Source organism: Cellulomonas sp. NPDC058312, assembly GCF_042880135.1.
Classification (GTDB): domain Bacteria; phylum Actinomycetota; class Actinomycetes; order Actinomycetales; family Cellulomonadaceae; genus Cellulomonas.
In genome coordinates this window covers 638743-659738 of record NZ_JBHVZE010000003.1, presented here as the reverse complement: position 1 = coordinate 659738, position 20996 = coordinate 638743, and the positions used below count along the sequence as shown (strand labels likewise).

The 20996-nt window shown below is 73.9% G+C and carries 18 protein-coding genes and 1 pseudogene; 10 read left to right on the top strand and 9 right to left on the bottom strand.

Annotated features, from left to right (window positions below; all coding sequences use genetic code 11):
• Positions 1–1406: 1406 nt before the first annotated feature.
• From ACFVXN_RS11975 to ACFVXN_RS11960, 4 genes and pseudogenes are all read left to right on the top strand, one after another.
• Entirely contained in the window at positions 1407–2459 is a 1053-nt protein-coding gene (locus tag ACFVXN_RS11975) for a type IV toxin-antitoxin system AbiEi family antitoxin domain-containing protein (protein ID WP_389232254.1), read from the top strand.
• Complete coding sequence (locus ACFVXN_RS11970; RefSeq protein WP_389232251.1) at positions 2456–3361, top strand: nucleotidyl transferase AbiEii/AbiGii toxin family protein; 906 nt, start codon at positions 2456–2458, stop codon at positions 3359–3361. The genes ACFVXN_RS11975 and ACFVXN_RS11970 overlap by 4 nt, the downstream gene beginning before the upstream one ends.
• A gap of 212 nt (positions 3362–3573) precedes the next feature.
• A pseudogene (locus tag ACFVXN_RS11965) lies at positions 3574–4727 on the top strand (IS3 family transposase).
• Between the two features lie 288 nt (positions 4728–5015).
• On the top strand, positions 5016–5249 hold the full coding sequence (locus ACFVXN_RS11960; RefSeq protein WP_389232249.1) for a hypothetical protein: 234 nt from the start codon (positions 5016–5018) through the stop codon (positions 5247–5249).
• An 11-nt stretch (positions 5250–5260) separates the two neighbouring features.
• On the opposite strand, the gene ACFVXN_RS11955 is transcribed toward ACFVXN_RS11960, so the two are convergent.
• Positions 5261–6376, bottom strand: a complete 1116-nt coding sequence (locus ACFVXN_RS11955) for a sensor histidine kinase (protein ID WP_389232247.1) — start codon at positions 6374–6376, stop codon at positions 5261–5263.
• Positions 6373–7041 carry a response regulator transcription factor gene (locus ACFVXN_RS11950; protein ID WP_389232245.1) on the bottom strand — a complete coding sequence of 223 codons (669 nt, stop codon included), beginning with the start codon at positions 7039–7041 and terminating at the stop codon, positions 6373–6375. The genes ACFVXN_RS11955 and ACFVXN_RS11950 overlap by 4 nt, the downstream gene beginning before the upstream one ends.
• 114 nt (positions 7042–7155) lie before the next feature.
• On the opposite strand from ACFVXN_RS11950, the gene ACFVXN_RS11945 reads away from it, so the two are divergent.
• A complete protein-coding gene (locus tag ACFVXN_RS11945) occupies positions 7156–7764 on the top strand; it encodes a M15 family metallopeptidase (RefSeq protein ID WP_389232242.1) in 609 nt (202 codons plus the stop codon).
• A 186-nt stretch (positions 7765–7950) separates the two neighbouring features.
• On the opposite strand, the gene ACFVXN_RS11940 is transcribed toward ACFVXN_RS11945, so the two are convergent.
• The 4 genes from ACFVXN_RS11940 to ACFVXN_RS11925 form a co-directional block, all read right to left on the bottom strand.
• A complete protein-coding gene (locus ACFVXN_RS11940) occupies positions 7951–8484 on the bottom strand; it encodes a signal peptidase I (RefSeq protein ID WP_389232240.1) in 534 nt (177 codons plus the stop codon).
• Positions 8485–8571: 87 nt separating this feature from the next.
• Complete coding sequence (locus ACFVXN_RS11935; protein ID WP_389232237.1) at positions 8572–9141, bottom strand: hypothetical protein; 570 nt, start codon at positions 9139–9141, stop codon at positions 8572–8574.
• Positions 9142–9366: 225 nt separating this feature from the next.
• On the bottom strand, positions 9367–10293 hold the full coding sequence (locus ACFVXN_RS11930) for a cation transporter (RefSeq protein WP_389232234.1): 927 nt from the start codon (positions 10291–10293) through the stop codon (positions 9367–9369).
• Positions 10294–10341: 48 nt separating this feature from the next.
• On the bottom strand, positions 10342–12450 hold the full coding sequence (locus ACFVXN_RS11925) for a glycosyltransferase family 39 protein (RefSeq protein ID WP_389232231.1): 2109 nt from the start codon (positions 12448–12450) through the stop codon (positions 10342–10344).
• A gap of 209 nt (positions 12451–12659) precedes the next feature.
• Here ACFVXN_RS11925 and ACFVXN_RS11920 point away from each other — a divergent pair, with 209 nt between their 5' ends.
• Positions 12660–13520: an alpha/beta fold hydrolase gene (locus ACFVXN_RS11920; RefSeq protein ID WP_389232228.1), complete on the top strand. Its 861-nt coding sequence runs from the start codon at positions 12660–12662 to the stop codon at positions 13518–13520.
• Between the two features lie 60 nt (positions 13521–13580).
• Here the strand turns inward: ACFVXN_RS11920 and ACFVXN_RS11915 are convergent, their stop codons facing one another.
• Both ACFVXN_RS11915 and ACFVXN_RS11910 read right to left on the bottom strand, forming a co-directional pair.
• On the bottom strand, positions 13581–14810 hold the full coding sequence (locus tag ACFVXN_RS11915; protein ID WP_389232225.1) for a cytochrome P450: 1230 nt from the start codon (positions 14808–14810) through the stop codon (positions 13581–13583).
• The gene (locus ACFVXN_RS11910; protein ID WP_389232222.1) at positions 14807–15745 is read right to left on the bottom strand and encodes a PDR/VanB family oxidoreductase; all 939 of its coding nucleotides are present in this window, start codon (positions 15743–15745) and stop codon (positions 14807–14809) included. The genes ACFVXN_RS11915 and ACFVXN_RS11910 overlap by 4 nt, the downstream gene beginning before the upstream one ends.
• A 179-nt stretch (positions 15746–15924) precedes the next feature.
• Between ACFVXN_RS11910 and ACFVXN_RS11905 the strand changes: the two genes are divergently transcribed.
• Genes ACFVXN_RS11905 through ACFVXN_RS11890 form a run of 4 tightly spaced genes read left to right on the top strand, consistent with a single transcriptional unit; the run spans position 15925 to position 20088 of the window.
• Positions 15925–17436 carry an MFS transporter gene (locus ACFVXN_RS11905; protein ID WP_389232219.1) on the top strand — a complete coding sequence of 504 codons (1512 nt, stop codon included), beginning with the start codon at positions 15925–15927 and terminating at the stop codon, positions 17434–17436.
• Positions 17433–18419, top strand: coding sequence for an SDR family NAD(P)-dependent oxidoreductase (locus ACFVXN_RS11900; protein ID WP_389232216.1), 987 nt, complete (start codon positions 17433–17435; stop codon positions 18417–18419). The genes ACFVXN_RS11905 and ACFVXN_RS11900 overlap by 4 nt, the downstream gene beginning before the upstream one ends.
• A 36-nt stretch (positions 18420–18455) precedes the next feature.
• Complete coding sequence (locus ACFVXN_RS11895) at positions 18456–19169, top strand: sugar phosphate nucleotidyltransferase (protein WP_389232213.1); 714 nt, start codon at positions 18456–18458, stop codon at positions 19167–19169.
• Between the two features lie 13 nt (positions 19170–19182).
• Positions 19183–20088 carry an NAD-dependent epimerase/dehydratase family protein gene (locus ACFVXN_RS11890; RefSeq protein ID WP_389232210.1) on the top strand — a complete coding sequence of 302 codons (906 nt, stop codon included), beginning with the start codon at positions 19183–19185 and terminating at the stop codon, positions 20086–20088.
• A gap of 159 nt (positions 20089–20247) precedes the next feature.
• On the opposite strand, the gene ACFVXN_RS11885 is transcribed toward ACFVXN_RS11890, so the two are convergent.
• Positions 20248–20952: a methyltransferase domain-containing protein gene (locus ACFVXN_RS11885; protein ID WP_389232208.1), complete on the bottom strand. Its 705-nt coding sequence runs from the start codon at positions 20950–20952 to the stop codon at positions 20248–20250.
• Between the last annotated feature and the right edge of the window lie 44 nt (positions 20953–20996).

Genomic DNA, 20996 nt, shown 5'->3' with positions numbered 1-20996 from the left:
ACTCCGGCGGGAGGCTCGTGGCGTAGCGGGACTCGCGACGGACCATCGGTGGAGTGTTGACGAGGCGCTCGGTCGAGGAGGACTGTTGTGGGTTAGAACCTACACATGGCCGACGGAGGTCCTGGTGGACGCGTTCGACTCACCCCGCACAGTCCCTGGACGCGGGGCCGAACACACCCAGCATCTGACTACGGATCAGAAGGTTGGGGGTTCGAGTCCCTCCGGGCGCACCAGAGGATGTGTTTGAGATAACCCCCGCTGACCAGCGAGAAGACCGGTCAGCGGGGGTTCTTCTTTGCCTAGCCAGCCTCTCCATCCCGGCTCCAGTGGGGAGGTCATGGGGAGGCTGTGGTCCGCAGACCCGACCCACACACACACCCACGTCCAGCGCCGCGAACGCCGTGCACGGCGTTCGTAACCTCCTCATGGGGGAGGTCTGGCAGCGCCTCCCGTGGGCTCATGGCATCGGACGATGAGCACGGCTCTCAGCGCCAGCAGCGCGCTGCACGCTGGCTCGTCAACGCTGACCGGTGGCGAGGACTGTCCCGCACCACCCGCACTCCCGAGTTCGCCACCGTCACTCGGCATGACGCCTCCCTGGTCACCAACGGTGTCGTCCTCCTGAGCCACGACGGCGGGGTCTGCCTCCACGTCGAGTGCAGCAACCGAGCGTCTCGCCCCCGGCGGTGCAGTCACGCCGGACGGAAGGGTCTCGGTGAGAGGCGGAGGGCGCGTGCGCTACGAGCTCACCGCCGGCCATGTGCGAGATCGAACCGGCCGGACCATTCCACGGAGTCTGCGAGATGCCCTGGCGGCAGCAGGCGACGCCGCACGGCGCCTGCGGTCGGCGGTCCAGGAAGCAGTCAGCGCCGGTGCATCGTGGAGCGTCATCGCCGACGTCGTCGGCGTTACCCGCGCTGCGGTGCACAGACGCTTCGGCGCTGACCGGCTGATCTAGCGACGACTTCGGCTTGGCTCCGCGGTGGGGTGCGACAGGCCGCCGGCCCCAGCCACCTCACGTCGAGCGGCGTTCTCTCGTTCGCTCCCGGACGCTGACGACCGTTGTTGCCGAGCGCAGGCAAGGGTGCGATTGGGTAGCACCGCCTGAGCCAGCTCTCGCGACCTCCCGCGCCGTCGCCTCCCACGCCGCGCGCTGGCTCCGCCCGCCACCAGTATCACCGACCGCACTCGGCGCGCTGAGGGGGCGCTCAGAGACACCCGGTGGCGATCACGTCGTCAGGCGATCTGTGGGGTCATCTGCGGGCCCCCAGCGTGCAGTGCGCCACCGTCAAGGGAGTGGGTGGTTACTGCGCTTGTAACATGCAGGAGCAACGAACGTAGTACGTCAGCGTGCAACGCTCAAGGCGGCCACTTCGTTTGTATCACCAGGGTGATACGATCGCAGTATGCCGACACCCAGCACACGTGTTCTCGCGGTTGTGTCTGAGCTCGCGGCCGGCCAATGGGGACTACTGACCACCGCCCAAGCCGAACGTCGAGGCGTCACCCGCGTCCAGCTCGCTCGTCTCACCGACGCCGACGTTCTCGAGCGCGTCGACCGGGGCATCTACGCGACCACTGCCGCGCCAGCCGAGCATCGTGCCCTGCGCGCTGCATGGCTCACCCTCGACCCGACCCGCACCGCCGAGGAGCGCCTCGCCGACCCAGTCAGCGCCGGCGTGGCGTCCCACACGTCCGCAGCGGCACTGCACCGCCTCGGTGACCTCCTCGATGACGTCCCTGAACTCACCCACACCGAACGCAAGCAGTCCCGCCGTGGTGTCCGGCTGCACCGCCTGGCCCTCGCTGACGCTGACGTGACCCTCGTCGACGGGCTCCCGACGACCACCGAGGAACGCACCGCCACCGACCTGCTGCGCGACGGCCATGATCCCGACCACATCGCGCAGATCATCGGCCAAGGCGTCCGCCGCGGCGTCATCGACGTCGACGACCTCGCCAGCCGCCTCGAGCCGCTGGCCCGTCGGCACGGTCAGCCGGACGGTCACGCGCTCGTCGAGCACCTCCTCGACCTCGTTGACCTGAGCACCGCGGCACTCACGCGCGAGCTCGTCGCAAGCCCAGCCGGTCAGGAACTCGTCAACGCCGGTCGGCTCGCCGGGATCAATGACATGCTCGCTGAACTCCTGCCGAAGATCGACACGTCCACGATCCTCGGACTCGACAAGGTCACCGAAGGCTTCGGTCGCCTCACGGGCCTCACGGGCCTCACGGGACTCAGCAAGGCCGTTCAAGCTCACACCGGTGTGCAGGAGCTGGGGGAGCAAGTGAGGGCTTCTCTTCTCGGGATGTCGAACGCTCCGGCGTTCCGCGCCGCGATCGAGGCGGCAAATGCCCCTGTGGTGCGCGAGGCTCAGGGGTGGCTGAACTCGCCCGCAGGCCGCGAAGCGACCCGTGTCCTTGCCGAGGCGCACCGACGTCAGGGGGGCAAGCCATGACGAGCTCCGACGGGTACGCCAGCGGTGTCGCACTGTGGAGTGCGGTGACCGCGCGCGCGAAGGTGACCGCGAAGGCCACCAGCGTTGACAGCGGGGCACTCGTGCGACGGTTCGTCTTCTCCAGGTTCCTCGCCCGCATCTTCCACCACCCGTCCAGCCCGTGGGTGCTCAAAGGGGGCACCGCCGTGCTCGCCCGCGTCCACGACGCAAGGACGACCAAGGACGTCGACCTGCTCCACCGGCTCGGTGACCTCGACGACGCCGTAGAAGCGCTGACTGCCGCCACGAAGGTCGATCTCGGTGACCACTTCCGGTTCGTCATCGCGAAGGTCGAACGGAACATCGGTGGGCAACCGGAGGTCAACGGGTACCGCGTCACCGTCGACGCCTACGTCGGAGCCATGAAGAAGAACACGTTCGGCGTCGATCTCGTGACCGGGTCACTGATGACGACCGCACCCGAAGAGCGCACCGACCCGGTCCTCGACGTGCGCGGGCTCGAGGCCCCCGTGATGCGCCTCTACCCGGTCGTCGACCACATCGCCGACAAGCTCTGCGCGATACAGGCGACGTACGGCACTGACGGCCGACTGCCGTCCAGCCGGGTCCGTGATCTGGTTGACCTGGTCGTGTTCGCACGCTCCCAGGACGTCGACGGCACTGCGCTGATCGCGGCGGTACATGGCGAGTGGAAGCACCGCGGCCTGACGGGCGGCCCCGTCTTCGACCCGCCGACCGACTGGGAACGCCGGTACCCACCCGAGGCACGCAAGGCCCCGATCGTCGTCGACTTCACTCGCTTCGAGGACGCGGTCGTGCTCGTCAGGGCGTTCCTCGCCCCGGTGCTCGACGGCACTGCCGCGAGCCGACGCTGGGTAGCGGCAGAGCTCATCTGGAAGTGAGGTTCGGCGCGTAGGGGACTGCTGCAGGTTCGGTTGGCACCAGGTGAGTGGTGATCATGCCGCAGGCGCGGCGGTCTGAGCGGTGAAGGCGAGCTCGAACTCGACCGGCGTGAGCTTGCCGAGCGCACGCTCCAGATGGAGTGACCTGCCCTACGGTTCGGTTACCAGGTCGGGTCTGGTGGTTCGGCTTCTCCAGAGAGAAGGTTCGAACCATGCCGAAGCCGTATCCACTGGAGTTCCGCGCCAGGGCGGTCGCGCTCGTGCGGGCCGGCAAGCCCGCGAGCACGGTCGCCGGTGACCTGGCGATCAGGGCGAGCTGCCTGCAGAACTGGCTGCGTCAGGACCGCATCGACCGCGGCGAGATCGAGGGCGTTCCTCGCGTCGAGAGCGTGGAGCTGCGACGGGCGCGTGCCCGGATCCGCGAGCTGGAACGCGAGGTCGAGATCCTGCGCGTCGCGTCGAACCTGCTCGGGGACGAGGCACCGCACCCAAAAGGGTCCACCCGGTGATCGACACCCTCGTCGCCGCCGGGCACCCTGTCCTGGCCTGCTGCCGTGTCCTGGGCGTCAGCAAGCCGGGCTACTACCGGTACCGCAACCGTGCCACGTCTCAGACGCAGCTACGCCGTCAGTGGCTCACCGGCCTCATTCGGGAGGTCCACGTCGCCTCACGCGGCACCTACGGCTACCGGCGAGTGCACGCTGAGCTGACCATGGCGATGGACGTGACCGTCAGCTCCCGGTTGGTGTTCACGCTCATGCACGACGCCGGGATCTACGGGCTGCCCGGACCGGCTCGGGTCAAGCGCCTGCGCGGCGTTGTCACGGCCGGTGACCTGGTCAACCGCAAGTTCCACCGGGTTCGACCGAACGAGCTGTGGGTCACTGACATCACCGAGCACCCCACCCGCGAGGGCAAGCTCTACTGCTGCGCCGTGCGGGACGCGTTCAGCCGCAAGATCATCGGCTGGTCGATCGACTCCACCCAGGACGCCCGCCTGGTCATCAACGCCCTCGACAGGGCCATCAGCAACCGCGACCCAGCCCCGGGAGGGATCGTGCACGCCGACCACGGGGCCCAGTTCACGTCCTGGGCATTCGGCGACCGCATCCGCCGGGCCGGGCTCATGCCCTCGTTCGGGTCCGTCGGTGACGGCCTGGACAACGCAATGATGGAGTCGTTCTGGTCCTCGATGCAGATCGAGCTGCTCGACCGGCAACGCTGGAACACCCGCGTCGAGCTCGCGAACGCGATCTTCGAGTACATCGAGATCTTCCACAACCGTCGACGCCGGCACTCGAGCCTGGGCTACCTCAGCCCGATCGAGTTCGAGCTACGCTCCGAACTGCCATCCATACCGGCCTGACCACCACACCCACGGTGGTAACCGAGCCGTAGGGCAGGTCAGAGTGTCAACCAGCCCTGCAGCAGTCCCGCCGATCCACCGCTTCACCGTGCCCCCTCGGTCCAGGTCCGCGTGCCGCCACGGTAGCCCGCCCGGGCCTCCCTCGCGGGGCGGAGCCGGCACCCGGTGCTCCGCCGCCGGGCTGGCGCCCGGGCACCCGCCCACGTGCGCCTCCACCGCCGGGCGGAACGGCAAGATCGGCCGCCGGACCGATCCCCGGGCCGGGGTCGCCGCCCTAGCGTTCTCGGCATGACGAACCAGCCGAAGTCCCGTCCCGTCCCGTCCGCCGCGCAGGTCGCCCTGCAGCGCCGCCTGAGCGCCGTCGCCCTGCCGGTCGGCCTGCTGCTCCTCGTGCTCGCCCTCGTCGACCTCGCCGGTGGCGAGCCGTCGACCACGGCGTACGCGTTCTTCCCCCTCGGTGCCGCGATGCTGCTGATGTCGACGCAGCGGTACTGGAAGCGCCCGGTCGCCGTCGAGGAGTAGGCCGGACCCGCTCAGGCCCCGGCCGCGGGCAGCGCGACCGTGACCACCAGCCCGCCGCCGGGCCGCGGCGCGACGTCGAGCGTGCCCCCGTGCGTCCGGGCGATGCGGTCCACGAGGGCCAGGCCGAGGCCGTGGCCGCGCTCGCCGGTGGCGAGCCGCCCGGCGCCGCGCAGGAACGGCTCGACCAGCTGGGCCGCGGCCTCGGGAGTGAGCACGGTCCCGGTGCTCTCGACCCGCAGCACGGCGCGATCGCCGTCGCGACCGGTGGTGACCACGGCAGCGCCGGGGTCCCCGCTGTGCCGGACCGCGTTCTGGACCAGGTTGGTGGCGAGCTGGGCGAGCAGCGTCGGCTCGCCGACGACGGTCGCCGGGTCCAGGCGTGCGGTGATCGTGACGTGGCGCCGCGCGGCCTCGGCGGTGTTCTCGTCGAGCGCGGTCCGCACCACCGCGTCGAGCGCGACGGGCCGGGCGACGGCGCCGACCGCCCCCGCGTCGGCGAGCCGGAGCAGCGACTCGGTGAGGGCGACGGCCCGGTCGTTGGTCTGCCTGAGCCGGTCGACCAGCGCCGGGTAGTCCTGGCCGTCGGGGTCCCGGGCGGCGACGTCCAGCATCGTGGCGGTCACGGCCAGGGGGGTCCGGAGCTCGTGCGAGGCGTTCGCGGCGAACCGCTCGTGCGCCTCGGCGGCGCTGTGCAGCTGGTCGAGCATGTGGTCGACGCTGTCCGCGAGCTGGCGGAACTCGTCGTTGCGGCCGCCGAGCCGGACGCGGCGCGTGCGGTCGCCGGTCGCCGCGACCAGGACGGCCTCGTTGATGCGGTGCAGCGGCCGCAGCACCCACCCGGCGAGGAACCACCCGCCGACCACCCCGACGACGGCGAGGCCCACGAGCATGGCCGCCGAGACCCCGACGACGGCCTCGAGGATCTCCTGCCGAGACGCCGCGTAGGTGGTGCCGCTGTCGCGGGGGTTCGCCGCGGTCAGCGGGTAGTCCGGCACGAACCGGAGCACGACGTAGACGCCGAACAGCAGCACGGCCCCGGCGGCGACGAGGAACAGCGCGTAGCCCAGCGCGAGCCGCAGGCGGGCGCTGACCCGGACGCCGGGCCCGGGCGCGCGGCGCGGGCTCACGGGGCCGGCTCGGCGACGCGGTAGCCGACGCCCGGCACCGTGCGGATGAGGTCGGGCGCCCCGAGGGCCTTGCGCAGCGTGGAGATGGTGACGCGCGGGGCCGTGGTCAGCGGGTCGGCGTGCTCGTCCCAGGCCTTCTCGAGCAGGGTCTCGGCGCTGACCACGCCGCCGTCCGCCTGCATGAGCAGCCGCAGGACCGCGAACTGCTTGCGGGTCAGCCGCACGTAGCGGCCGGCGCGGTACGCCTCCTGCCGGAACGGGTCGAGGCGCAGGTCCGCGACCTGGAGCACCGGCGGGGTCGCGGAGGCGGGTCGGCGGGCCAGGGCGTGCAGGCGGACGACCAGCTCCTCGACGGCGAACGGCTTCGTCAGGTAGTCGTCGGCGCCGAGCTCGAAGCCGTCGACCTTGTCCCGCAGCCGGGCCGCGGCGGTGAGCATCAGGACGCGCACCTGCGGGTGGTCCCGGACGATCGCGGCGCACACGTCGTCGCCGTGGGTGCCGGGCAGGTCGCGGTCGAGCACGACGACGTCGTACGCGTGCACGGCGATCCGCTCCAGGGCGTCGTCGCCGTCGAGCGCGATGTCGGCGGCGATCGACTCGTGCCGCAGACCGGCCTGGAGGGCCTCGGCGAGGAACACCTCGTCCTCGACGACGAGCACGCGCATCGTGGCCCCCTTCGTGGTCGTGCGGCGCGGCCGAGTCTAGGCAGCGCGGTGTTGCGGAACTGTGAGGCGGACGGCTCACGGCCGCGCAACGGCCGCGCTGGTGGTGTGGCTCCCATGAAACGCCGCACCCACCTCCGCACCGCCCGCCGCACGTCCCGCCGGGCGACCGCCGCCGTCGCGCTCCTGCTCGTGCTGGGGTCGGCCGCCTGCACCGCCGCCGAGCACCGGCTCGACGTGCGCGACGGCGTCGCCGACGCCGACGCCGCGCCCGCGAGCACCGGGCTGTCCGCCGCCGACGGCCTGCTCCCCGGTGGTGACCCCGTCTCCCCGTTCGACGAGGACCTGCCGGCGATCGCCCGGATCAAGCCGGACCTGCTGGCCGCGGTCCAGGCCGCCGCGACCGCCGCCGACGCCGCAGGGATCGAGATGGTCGTGACGTCGGGGTGGCGCAGCGCCCAGTTCCAGCAGTCGCTGCTGGACGACGCCGTGCAGAAGTACGGCAGCGCCGACGAGGCCGCACGCTGGGTGAAGTCGCCCAGCGCGTCGAGCCACGTCAGCGGCGACGCGGTCGACATCGGCTTCACCGACGCGGCCGACTGGCTGACGCGGCACGGCGAGGACTTCGGCCTCTGCCAGACCTACGCGAACGAGATGTGGCACTTCGAGCTCGCGACCGAGCCCGGCGGCACCTGCCCCGAGCCGCTGACCGACGCCGCGGGCTGAGCGCGCCGCGCCGGTCGGGCCGGCGTCACGCGCGTGGCCCGCTGCGACCGGAGCGCCGGGTGCGGTCGCGCAGGAGCAGCACCACCCCGGCGACGACCAGGCCGACGGCGAGCAGCGCGGCCGGGACCGTCCCCGCCGCGCCGGTCCCGGTCGGAGGTCTCCCGCAGCGGGGTGCGCGACGTGGCCTCAGCCGCCGGCGGCCGCGCGCATCGCGCGCCGGCCGGTGGGTGCGGCGTCGGGCGAGGGTGCCGGGCGCGGCCCCGTCGGCAGCAGCGCGAGCCCGAGCACCAGGAGCCCCACGACGCCGCGGGCGCCCCAGGACTGGGACACCCGGTAGAGCGTGCCGAGGTCGCCGGCGAGCACGGCGCGGGGCGTGCCCACGACGTCCTGCTCGGTGACGGTGACGGGGTCGGGGACCTCGTTGTCGTCGCCCTTCAGGACGGCACCGTCGGCGGTGATCTCGTGGACGCGGTGCACGTACTGGGTCCCGGCGTCGCCGGGGGTGAACTCGACGACGACCGGCTGGCCCACCACCGCGAGGTCGTGCCCCGTGGGGTCCTGCACCACGAGGACGTCGCCCACGCGGTAGGTCGGCTCCATCGAGACGCCGGTGACGCTCATGAACGTGTCACCGGTCGTGACCTGCCAGACGAACGGCGCGGCGAAGACCACCAGGACGGGGACGAGCAGGACCCACAGGGTCCGGGACAGGACGTGCACGTCGTCTCCTCGCAGGCACGGTGCGGTCGGGGTGGGGAGGTGTCCCGGTCGGTGCGCCGCGTGCGCGCACCGACCGGGGGCGGGACGTCAGGACGCGGCGACGAAGATCGCGTCGAACGCGAAGTCCGCGGTCACCTCGGAGGTGGAGGTGAACCCGGCGGCCTGGAACGCCGTCGGGCTGGGCACGTAGACCTCGACCTTCACCGACGTGCTGGTCCCCGGCTGGAGCGTGATCTGCGACGCGCCCGGGACCGCCATCGCGGCGAGCGAGCCGGTGGAGACCTCGGTGCCGTTCAGCGTGACGCGCGTCTGGAGCACGCCGGCCAGCTCGGCCGCCTTCGGCGCCGACGCGTCGATGACGGTGTTGATGTCGAACGTCGCGGCGGCGACGGTCGAGGTGTTGCGGACCTGGAAGAACGCCGTCGTCGACTCGTTCGCGACCAGACCGGTGAACTTCTTCGACATCGGGTCACCGGTGACGACGAGCTCACCGCCCGCGGGGTCGACGCCGCCCTCGGTGGACGTGTCGACGCCGAACCAGTTCCCGGCGATCGTGCTGTTCTGCGTCACCAGGGCGCCACCGGTGGCGAGGGACCCGCCGACCAGGAGGATCGCGGCGGCGGCGACGTACTTCTTCTTGCGGGAGCTCTTCTGCATGGGGGGTCGTCCTTCTGGTCGAGCGGGGGGCGGTCGACCGGAAGGGCGACGGGGACGCCTGCCAGCTCACCAGGGACGACGATGAGCGACATCAGGAGCGGTCAGCGCTCGCCCGGGCGCCATTGAGTGTGGATGAGTGGCGAACTGTGTAGTGGCGCGGTCCCACCTGAGTGGTGCGGCGTCGCGGGCTGCGGTCCGGCTGAGTGGCGCGGCCTCGGAGGCGGCTCACCACGCCAGGTCGGGGTCCGCGGTGATCTCGACCGTCGCCCACACGTCGTACGGCAGGAGCAGCAGCGGGTCGACGACCGCGTGCCGCACGGCGTCCTCCGCGTCCACGTCCCACGCGGACCCGGTGCCGACGACGAAGTCCACCTCGACGTACAGCCGCCGCCCCAGCTTGGTGGCCCGCACCAGCGCCTCGGGCAGGTCGTGCCGCGCGCGAGCGGCCTCGACCACCCGGGCGATCTCCGCCCCGACCTCCGGCGGGGGGGCACCCTCGAGCAGCTCGTGCATCCCCGCCCGGACCAGCCGCACCGGCAGCGGCGCGACGAGCAGCACGGCGAGCAGGAGCAGCACGGGGTCGACGTAGCCCGCGGCGACCCGGTGCCCCGCGTCCTGCAGCAGCCGGCCCGCGACGCCGCCGAGCGCGACGACCACGCTCAGCCACGCGCCCGCCCGCCAGGACACGACCTCCGCGTGCACGAGCTCGGAGTCCGGGGCGCGCCGGCGCAGGGCGACCGCCGCGACCGCGCTCGCGACCGCCGTGACCGCGCCGTAGGCGAGCAGGCTGGCGGGGTCGCCGTCCGAGCCGCCCGCGAGCAGCGTCCCCGCGGCGTCGGCCGCGCCGTAGACGAGGGTCGCGATCAGGGCGGTGCCCTGCATCGCCACGGCCAGGGGCGTCGCGGCGTGCCGGCCGAACGGGTAGCGGTCGCTCGGTGAGGACCGCGCGGCGCGGGAGGCGAGGAACGACACCGCGACCAGGGCGATCCCGGCGAGGGAGTAGACGCCGTCGAACAGGATCACGCCGGACCCGGCGACGAGTCCCCACACGACCCCGGCGGTCCCGAGGACCCCGGCGACGACGGCCGACCCGAGCAGCGCGGCCCGTTCGCGGCGCGCGCCGTCCGCACGAAGGGGGTCGGCACCGCCCATCGGGTCACCTCCGGTCGACCTCCGCAGTCTGCCCCACGGCGTCGCGGGTCACCCGCAGTCGTAGAGCACGGCGTCCCCGTAGCCCGGGAGCGGCAGGTCGTCCGCGGCGGTGAACGGCGTGCCGCCGTACTCCCGCGGGTCGACGACCGTGCAGCTCGTCTGCACCCAGTCCACGCGCGCCCGCGCCTCGTCGCCGCCCATGCCGGCGATCCCGCCGACGCGGTCGGGTCCCGGGGCGGCGGACAGCACGAACCGCATCGTCCCGTCGCGCTGCCACGCGGTGAGCGTCCCGACCGAGGGCACGGGGTCGGCGCCGAGGAACCCGCCCATCCCGACGACCGCCTCGTCGCTGCCGAGGATGAACTCGGACGACGCCAGGCCGCCGCCCTCGGTGAGCAGCGTGATCGGTGCGCCGTCGGCGTGCTCGCGGGCGTAGGCGAGCGCCGCGGCGTTCTCCGCGGACATCTCGTGGCCCGCGAACCCGCCGGCGCGGACCGGGCCGGTGTGCTCGGGGTCGGTCAGCGCGAGCAGCTCCGGCGGCAGCTCGGTGGGGATCTCGGTGTCGCCGGGGGCGGGCGCGGGCATCGGCAGGTCCGTGAGCTCGACCGGGATCAGGACGCCGTCCCGCATCGCCTCGAACCGCTCGTTCACCGGACCGGCCTTCGGGAAGCCGCCCGAGGTCGGCGCGCTCGCGGCGCTGGCGACGGACCAGGACGCGGACCCCGCGAGCACGGCGACGACGACCAGCGCCAGCGGGCGCGCGGACCGGTGCAGGCCGGTCGCGAGGGCCGCCGCGGCGACCAGGCAGAGCAGGACCGCCACCCAGCCGATCCAGCCGTGCCAGTCCGCGGAGCGGCCGACGAGCACCAGCGCGGTGACACCGGTCGCGAGCACCCCCGCCGCGAGCGTCGCGCGGGCCAGGCGGTCCCCGGCGCGCTGCGCGTCCCACAGCCGGACGAGCCCCGCGCCGGTGACCGCGCCGACGGCGGGCACCAGGAGGGAGACGTAGTACGCGTTGAAGATGCCCTCGGTGAAGCTCAGCACCGTGAACGCCATCGCGAGCCAGCCGCCCCACAGCGCCCAGCCGCCGGCGGCCGGACCGAGCACGAACGGCTGCGCGCGCCACGCCCGCTGGTACGCGGTCGCGCCCACGTGCAGCAGCAGCACCGCGCACAGCGGCAGCAGCCAGGCGATCTGCCCGCCGGTCTCGGGGGAGAACATCCGGCCCAGCCCGGCCGCACCGCCGAACAGGCCCACCACCGCGAGCGGCACGTCGAGCCCGGACCCGCCGGCCGACTGCCCGGAGCCGAGCAGCGCGCCGAAGCCGTTGTAGCCGAACACGAGCTCGAAGGCGCTGTCGCCCACGGTGCCGCCCATGTAGGGCTTCTCGCCCGTCCACAGGTCACGCAGCGCGGACCACGAGAACGAGACCACGAGCAGGACTGCGCAGGACCGCAGCAGGTCACCGAGCCGGGCCCCCCACGACCGTCCCGCGACCCCGAGGCAGACCGCGGCCACGAACGCGGGCACCACGATCCACGCCTCGAGCATCTTGGTGTTGAACCCGAGCCCGATCAGCGCGGCCGCCGCCATGAACCACGCGCTCCGGCGCCGGTCGCCCCCGGTCGTGTGCAGGCCGCGGGTCAGCGCCCACGCCGCGAGCACCAGCAGCAGGATCAGCAGCGTGTCCGTGTTGTTGTGCCGGTTCAGCGCGACGGTGACCGGGGTGGTCGCCATCACCGCCGCGGCGATCAGGGCCGCGCGCTCGCCCGCCCAGGGCCGGACCGCGCGGTGCAGCACGAACACCGTCGCGACGCCCGCGACCACCTGGGGCAGGAACAGCCCCCAGCTGGTGAAGCCGAGCAGGCTGACGCTGAGCGCCTGGAGCCACAGCGCCAGCGGCGGCTTGTCGACCGAGACCACGCCGCTCGGGTCGGCCGCGCCGAACAGGAAGTTCGTCGGGCTGGCGAGCATCGACTTCACGGCGGCCGAGTAGTACGTGTTGCCCAGGTCGGCCTCGGCGACGCGCCAGGACGTCAGCGCCGCCGCCGTCAGGCAGATCAGGACCAGCGCGACGACGGGGCCGACGCGGCGGGACGGGGTCGGCTCGGCGGCCGCGGCGGGTGCTGTGCGGGCCTCGGGGGTCGCAACGGCCATCGTGGGTCCCTTCGTCGTGGCGGTCGCGATCACGCTCACAGGCGCACGGCACCGGGCCAACTCACCACTTGCCGGCGCCCGTGCGCGGCGCGGCGCGGTGCGGGCCGAGGGGGCGGCGCAGCACGCGGGAAGAACCCGGGTCGGGCGCCCCGACCTAGCGTGGAGCGTGGCCCGGGCGCCCGGCTCGGGCTCCTGACCCGGGAGGTCCGATGAGCCCCACCGACACGACCGTCGACCAGCGCGGCCCGCTGCCGCTCGACGCCGACTACGCCGCCGGACGCGGCCTCCCGGTCGAGCACGTGACCTCCGCGGACGGCACCCGGATCGCGTTCGAGCGGTCCGGCACCGGGCGCCCCGTCGTCATCGTCGGCGGCGGGCTGAACGACCGTGCGATGTTCCGCCCGATGGCCGGCATCATGTCCGAGCGGTTCACGGTGGTGAACTACGACCGCCGCGGCCGGGGGGCCAGCGAGCTGGGCGACCCGGACGCGTGGACGCTCGACACCGAGGTCGAGGACCTACGCGCGGTGATCGACGCGGTCGGCGAGCCGTGCGACGTGTTCGGCAACTGCACCGGCGGCATGGTGGCGATCGAGGCCGCCGCCGCGGGCCTGCCGATCCGGCGGATGGCGCTCTACGAGCCCCCGTACCGCTCCCCGGAGGCGACGACCGAGCAGCTCGCCGTGATCCGCGGGCTGATCGACGAGGGCCGGCGGGGCGAGATCGTCGAGCTGTTCGGGCGCGACATCGTCGGGTTCATCAGCCCGGAGAAGATGGAGTACTTCAAGCAGCACCCGGCGTGGGCGGCGTTCGAGTCGATGGCGTTCTCGGCGTACTACGACGCGATCATCAGCCGCGACCACACCGGCATCCCGTTCGCGAAGCTGCCGCTGGTGCAGGTGCCGACGGTCATCATGCGCGGGGACGTCGGCGACGGCGGGATCCACGACGCGTGCGTGCAGCTCGCCGAGGGCATCCCCGGCGCGCAGCTGCTCACCATGAAGGACCGGGACCACCTGCTCGACCAGGCCGCGTGGTCGCGGTACGTGATGGCGTTCCTCGAGGGCTGAGCCCCGGGTCGTCCGCCGTCCGCCAGGTCCCCCGGAACGCGCCGGTCGCGCGCCGGGGGATCAGGCGCGGGTGACCCGGACCGGGATGCTCGACCACGCGCGCAGCGTGTTGTTCGCGCGCGGGACCGCGGGACCCGCGGGCTCGATCGTGGCGACCCGGCGGGCCAGCGCGGTGAGCAGCGCCTCGGCCTCCAGCCGCGCGAAGCTCTGCCCGAGGCACGCGTGCAGCCCGGTCCCGAACCCCACGTGCCCCGCCGGGTCGCGCGTGACGTCGAAGGCGTCCGGGTCGGTCCACCGCCGGGGGTCGCGGTTGGCGGCCCCGAGCAGCACCATCACCTTCTCGTGCCGGCCCAGCGGGACCCCCGCGAGCTCGACCTCGCGCGTCGTCGTCCGGAAGAACGTCTGCACCGGCGTCGACCAGCGCAGCGCCTCGTCCAGGGCGCGCCGGCGGACGCCGGCGTCCTCGCGCACCAGCGCCCACTGCGCCGGGTGCGTCGCGAGCGCGTGCAGCAGCGAGCCGAGCGCGTGCACGGTCGTGTTCACCCCGGCCGCGAACAGCGACCGGACGACGTCGGGCGCCTGCTCCGCGGTGATCTCCCCGCGGTCGGCGGCGGCCCAGATCCGTGCCCCGAGCCCGCCGGGCGTCAGCGCCTCCCGGCGGCAGCTGCGGTCCACCCACTCCGAGTGCGACCGCGCGTCGGCGCCGGCGTCGCGGACCAGGGCGTTGCGCGGGCCGAACGCGTTGAACAGGAAGTCGCTGAACGCCATCAGCCGGTGCCGGTCGCCCTGCGCGATGCCGACCGCGTCCGGGAACGCCTGCAGCGGGTACGCCATCGCCAGGTCGGTGAGCGCGTCGAACGTGGTCCTGCGGTCCAGCAGGGCGTCGACCAGCCGCTCCGCCTCCGCGAACCAGGACTCGCGCAGCGTGCGCTGGGTCCGCGGGGAGAGGATCTCCGCGAGCACCCGGTGCGGGGCGTCGTGGTGCGGCGGGTCGGCCTCGAGCAGGATGCTCGTCTGCCGCCACGCCCGGCCCGTCGCGAAGTTGGACAGCCCGACGCCGGCGGCGGAGCCGTAGTCCTGCCAGTTCCGCAGCACCGGCACGACGTGCTCGTGCCGGCCGGTCGCCCAGCAGCCCAGGCGGTCGAGGCGCACCACGTCGGCGGTCTCGCGGACCGCGACCTGGAACGCCGTCGGGTCCGTCGAGCCGTGCTCGCCGTACGGGTCGTCGTCGATCGTGGGGACGGTCGACGGGTCGGTCGTCGGGGCTGTCGTCACGGGTGCCTCGCTCACAGGTCCAGCTCCAGGAGCCCGGTGCGGGCCCGGGAGACGCAGGGGAACATCACGCCGGCGTCGTCGTCGGTGAGGATCGTGTCGCGGTGCTCGACGGCGCCCCGGAGCACGGGGGTCTCGCACGCGCCGCACGACCCCACGCGGCACGACGACAGCACGTCGACGCCGGCGGCGTGGATCGCCTCCAGCAGGGAGGTCGTCCGCGGCACCTCGACGGTGACGCCCGTGCGCCGGAGCCGGACGGTGAACGCCTCGTCGGTGTCCTGCCCGACCGGCCGGCCGAACGCCTCGGTCCACAGGGTGTGCTCCGGCCACGCGCGCGCGAGGTCGGCCAGCGCGAGGTGCAGGCCCGGCGGACCGCAGCCGTAGACGCGACCGCCGTCCGGGACGGGACCGACGGCGGCCGCGAGGTCCGGGCGGCCCGCGGTGCCGGTGACGTGCACCTGGAGCCGCCCGTCGCCCAGGCGCCCGGTGAGGTCGGCGAGGTACGGCATCCGGTCCGCGTCGCGCCCGAGGTAGACCAGGCGGTACGGCACGCCGAGCCGGTCGGCGGCCTGCAGCATCGGCAGGAACGGCGTCACGCCGATGCCCCCGGCGACGAAGACGTACGCGGACGCGGGGACCAGCGGGAACGACGTCCGGGGCGCGCCGACGCCGACCGTGCTGCCCACGTCGAGGCGGTCGTGCACGTACGCCGACCCCCCGGTGCCGGCGACCTCCCGCCGCACCGCGAGCGTGTAGGACGCCGGGTCCCACCGGTCGCCGCACAGGCTGTACGGCCGGACCATCCCGTTCGGGAGCGTCACCGCGACGTGCGCTCCCGGTGCCCAGTCCGGCAGCCGGCCGCCGTCGGGGCGGCGCAAGGTCAGCTCGACGACGTCGCGGGCGAGCGTGCGCCGCGCGACCACGTCGAGCTGGGCTGCGCCGATCTGCATGGGACCCCGTCCGGTGGCAGTGGTGTCGCCCCGACGCTAGGCAGCGGGCCCGGGCCGCAGTTCTCGCGGGTTGCGTCTCGCGGGTCGCGTCGCTGTCGCAAGTCAGGAGTGGGCCCGGCCGACCGGGCGACCTAGCGTGAACGTGCACGTCAGCACCGCGGTCCCGGAGGAAACCACCGATGCCCACCCGCCAGAAGCAGCCCGTCGTCCACCCGCCCGGTGCCGACCCCCGGCGGTGGAAGGCGCTCATCGTCCTGTCCGCGCTCCAGTTCATGATCCTGCTGGACATGACGATCGTGAACGTCGCGCTGCCCGCGATCGAGGACGGGCTCGCGTTCAGCCAGTCGGGCCTGACCTGGGTGGTCAACGGGTACGCGCTCGCGGCCGGGTCGCTGCTGATCCTCGGCGGGCGGCTCGCGGACTACTTCGGCCGCCGGCGGCTGCTGGTCGTCGGCGTCGTGCTGTTCGCGGTGTCGTCCGCGCTGTGCGGGTTCGCGACGCACGGCGGCGTGATGATCCTCGGCCGGTTCGGCCAGGGCGCGGCCGAGGCCATCGCGGCCCCCGCGTCGCTCGGCCTCATCGCGCTGCTGTTCACCGACGCGAAGGAGCGGACCAAGGCCCTCGGGATCTGGGGCGGGCTGGTCGCGCTCGGCGGCACGCTCGGCTACGTGTTCTCCGGGCTGCTGACCAGCTTCACGTCGTGGCGGTGGATCTTCCTCATCAACCTGCCCGTCGCGGCGGTCGCGCTGATCGCGATCCCCCTGCTGCTCAACGAGTCGCGGATGTCCGCCGAGCGGCGCGGGAAGCTCGACATCGGCGGCGCGGTCACCTCGACCACCGGGCTCATCGCGATCGTCTACGGGCTGCTCCAGGCCGCGGAGAACCCCTGGGGCTCCGCCGCGGTGGTGTTCCCGGTCGGCCTCGGCGTGCTGCTGCTGCTCGCGATGCTGCTGATCGAGCGCCGGGTCGCGGACCCCCTGCTCCCGCGCGGGTTCTTCAGCAACCGGACCCGGTCCGTGGTCAACTTCACCAGCCTGTTCTTCATGGCCGCGTTCATCGGCTACACGTTCATGCTGACGCTGTTCGAGCAGGACGTGCTCGGGTACTCGCCGCTGAAGAGCGGGCTGGGGTACCTGCCGCTCGGCATCGGGATCGGCGTCGGCATCGGGCTGTCGTCGGTCCTGGTCCCGAAGATCGGCGTGAAGCCCGTGGTCGTCGCCGGGTTCATCGGCGCGGGTGTCGGGCTCGGGCTGACCAGCCTGGTGACGCCGGAGAGCTCGTACGCGCTCGGCATCCTGCCCGGCATGGTGATCTTCGCGGTGTTCGCCGGGGCGACGATGCCCGCGGCGACCAACGCCGCGCTGCACCAGGTCACCGCGCAGAACTCCGGGCTCGCGTCCGGCGTGCAGAGCACCGCCCAGCAGATCGGCGGGGCCCTCGGCCTCGCGGTCCTGGTGACGTTCGCGACCCGGCGGTTCCTCACCGATGTCACCGCGGGGGAGCCCGTCGAGGTCGCCATGACCAACGGCTTCACGCTCGGGTTCCAGATCGGCTCGGTGCTCATGCTCGTCGGCGGCGTGCTGCTCGCGGTGTTCCTCGAGCGCGTCGACGGCGAGCTGCGCGACCCGGTGCTCGAGGAGGTCGAGGCCGGGCTGCAGCCGGCCCCCGTCACCGAGGACGCGCGGCCGTGAGGGTCGCCGTCACCGGCGCCGACGGGTTCATCGGCTCGCACCTGGTGGACGCGCTGGTCCGGGACGGCGCCGAGGTCGTCGCGCTCGTGCAGTACACGTCGGTCGGCTCGTGGGGCTGGCTGGAGGACCTGGACCCGGACGTGCGCGACGCCGTCGACGTGCGCGTCGGGGACCTGCGCGACCCGACCTCGGTCCGGGACGCGCTGGCCGGCGCCGAGCTGGTCTACCACCTGGGCGCGCTGATCGCGGTCCCGTACTCGTTCCGCGCGCCCCGCTCGTACGTCGAGACCAACGTGCTCGGGACGCAGCACGTCGTCGACGCGGTCCGGGCGCACGGCGCGCGCCTCGTGCACACCTCCACCAGCGAGGTGTACGGCAACACCACGAGCGACCCCCTCACCGAGGACCACCCGCTCCAGGCCCGCTCCCCGTACGCGGCCACCAAGATCGCGGCCGACAAGCTCGTCGAGGCCGCCGTCGCCGGGTACGACCTGCACGCGGTGACGATCCGCCCGTTCAACACGTTCGGGCCGCGGCAGTCCGCGCGGGCGTTCATCCCCGCGGTGCTCGCGCAGGTGCTCGCGGGGCGCACCACCCTCGCGCTCGGCTCGCTCGAACCGCGCCGCGACCTCACGTTCGTCACCGACACCGCGGCCGCGTTCCGCGCGGTCGGCAGCCTCGACGACCCGCGCTGGGCCGGCGCCGTGCTCAACGCCGGCACGGGTGTCTCGTGGCCGATGAGCGCGGTCGTCGACGAGATCGCGCGCGTCGTCGGCGTGCCGCTCGACGTCGTCGCGGACGAGGCGCGGGTCCGCCCCGCCGGCGCCGAGGTGCACCACCTGCAGTGCGACAGCTCGCGGCTGCGGGCGGCGACCGGGTGGGAGCCGCGCGTCACCCTGCACGACGGGCTGGAGGCGACCCGGGCGTGGATGGCCGAGCCGCGCCACCTCCGGGCGTACAAGGCCGACCTCTACCAGGTGTGACGCCGCACGACCGGGCGGACGCCGAAGGGACCGACGATGGAAGCAGTGATCCTGGCCGGCGGGCAGGGCGTGCGCCTGCGGCCCTACACGACCCGGCTGCCGAAGCCGCTGATGCCGATCGGCGCGGACCACGCGATCCTCGAGATCGTGCTCCACCAGCTCGCGCAGCAGGGGTTCCGCAAGGTCACCCTGGCGATCGGGCACTTCGGGCACCTGATCCGGTCGTTCGTCGGCGACGGCCAGCGGTGGGGCCTCGACATCGCGTACGTGAACGAGTTCCAGCCCCTCGGGACGCTCGGTCCCGTCGTCGGCGCCCGCGACGCCCTGCCCGAGCACTTCCTCGTGATGAACGGCGACGTGCTCACCGACATCGACACGATGCAGCTGCTGCGCACCCACGCCGCGACCGACGCGCCGCTCACCGTCGCGACCCACCGCCGGCAGGTGACGATCGACCTCGGTGTGATCGAGGCGCGCGACGGCCGGATCGTCGGGTTCGTCGAGAAGCCGGCCTACGACTACCGGGTGTCGATGGGCGTCTACGCGGTGTCCCGCGAGGCGCTCGCCACCTACGGCGTCGGGGAGGCGCTCGGGTTCGACCGGTTCATCCTCGACCTGATCCGCGCGGGCCGGAACCCCGCGGAGTACCTGCACGAGGGGTACTGGCTCGACATCGGACGACCCGACGACTACGACCGGGCGAACGAGGAGTTCGGCCGGATGCGCGGCGCGCTGCTCCGCGGCGCGTGAGGCAGGCCGGCGCGTGAGGCGGGCGGTGCTCGTCGGGGCGGCCGGGTTCGTGGGGGCGCGCGTGCACGCGGCGCTCGTCCGGGACGGGTGGGACGTCGACCCGGTGGACCGGGCCGCGTGCGCGGACGGTGACGTGCCGAGCGCGGTCGCCGCCGCGCTGGCGTCGCCCGCGGACGCGGTGCTGTGCTGCGCGGGCGCGACCACCGGCGCGCCGGACGCCCTGGAGCGGGCGAACGCGGACCTGCCGGCGGCGCTGGCCGCGGTGGTGGCGTCGGCGGCGGGCGTCGAGCCGGGGTCGGTGCCGCGGTCGGTGCCGCGGTCGGTGCCGCGGTTCGTGCACGTCGGGTCCGCGGCGGAGTACGGGGCCGCGTGCGGCGAGCGACCCTGCACCGAGGACGACCCCCCGGCCCCGCTGTCCGACTACGGGCGGAGCAAGGCCGCGGGGACCGCGCGCGTGCTCGCGACGCTGCCGGACGCGGTCGTGCTGCGCGCCACCACCGTGATCGGCCCGGGCGGGCGCGGGTTCCTCGCGACGCTCTGCCGGCAGATCGCCGCCGCCCCGCCCGACGGGGTCGTGCACGTCGGGCCGCTGGACGCCGCGCGCGACCTCCTCGACGTCGACGACCTCGCGGCGGCCGTGGTCGCCGCGGCGCACCCCGACGGGTCCGGCGCTGCCCGGGGCGTGCTGAACGTCGGGACCGGTGTCGCGGTGCCGCTGTCGGCGCTCGTCGCCCGGGTCCGCGCGGTCACGGGCTTCCGCGGCGCCGTCGTCCCGGACGCCCCGGCGCCGGCGACCTCCGCGCAGGTCCGGACGCAGTGCTCCGACACCACCCGCATCACCCACGCCCTCGGCTGGACCCCCCGCATCCCCCTCGACGCCACGATCCGCCGCACCTGGCTCTGGTCCACCGCCCCCTGACCCGCCCCCCGCCCCCCGCCACCCCCCCCACGAGGGCGCATCCGACACCACGAGGGCGTACTCCGGGGGATGCGCCCTCGTGGTGTCGCGTACGCCCTCGGCGGGCCGGCGGGCCGGCGGGCCGGCGGGCAGGCGGGCCGCCAGGCGGGTGGGCGGGTGTCAGCGGCGGCGGGCGTGGAGGGTCCAGCGGGCGGCGTTGTTGCCGAGGTTGCGCCCGAGGGGGTGGGCGTCGAAGCCGTGGGCCGCCACCGTCGCGGTGAGGGCGTCGACCGTGTGGGTCGCCAGGCCGTGCCGGCGGCGCGTCCGGGCGTAGGTCGACGCGGGCAGGGCGGCGAGCCGGGCCAGCGCCGACCGCAGGAACCGGCCGCGCGCCGCGAACCGCACGAGCTCCGCGAGGTCCGCACCCGGTCCCGCACCCGGTGCGACCAGGTCGCCCAGCAGCAGCACCCCGCCGGGCGGGAGCAACCGGGCGGCCTCCGCCAGCAGGACGTCGAGCTCCGGGGCGGTGAGGTACTGCAGGACCGACTGCACCAGCACCACGTCCACCGACCCGGGCGCCAGGTCCGGGAGGTCCGCGGGTCCGATCACCCGCACGTCCGGGTGCTCCCCGAACCGGTCGCCCAGGCCCGCGCGGATGCGGGGGGCAGCCTCGCAGAGCACCACCTGCCGGCAGCCGGGCACGACCGCGGGCACGTGCAGCGCGTCGCCGGGGCCGTAGTCCAGCAGCACGCCGCCGGCGGGCAGGTGCGGCTCCAGGCTGCGGGCCAGCGCGGCGAAGTGCGCCGCCTTGTGCCGGTCGCCGAAGTAGGCGTGCTGCCCGCGGTCCCACTCCTCGAGCCACGGCGTCGGGCGGGTGTCGGCCATCGTCCCAGGCAACGCCGCAGGTCGGGCCCGGGCAACTCCCGGGT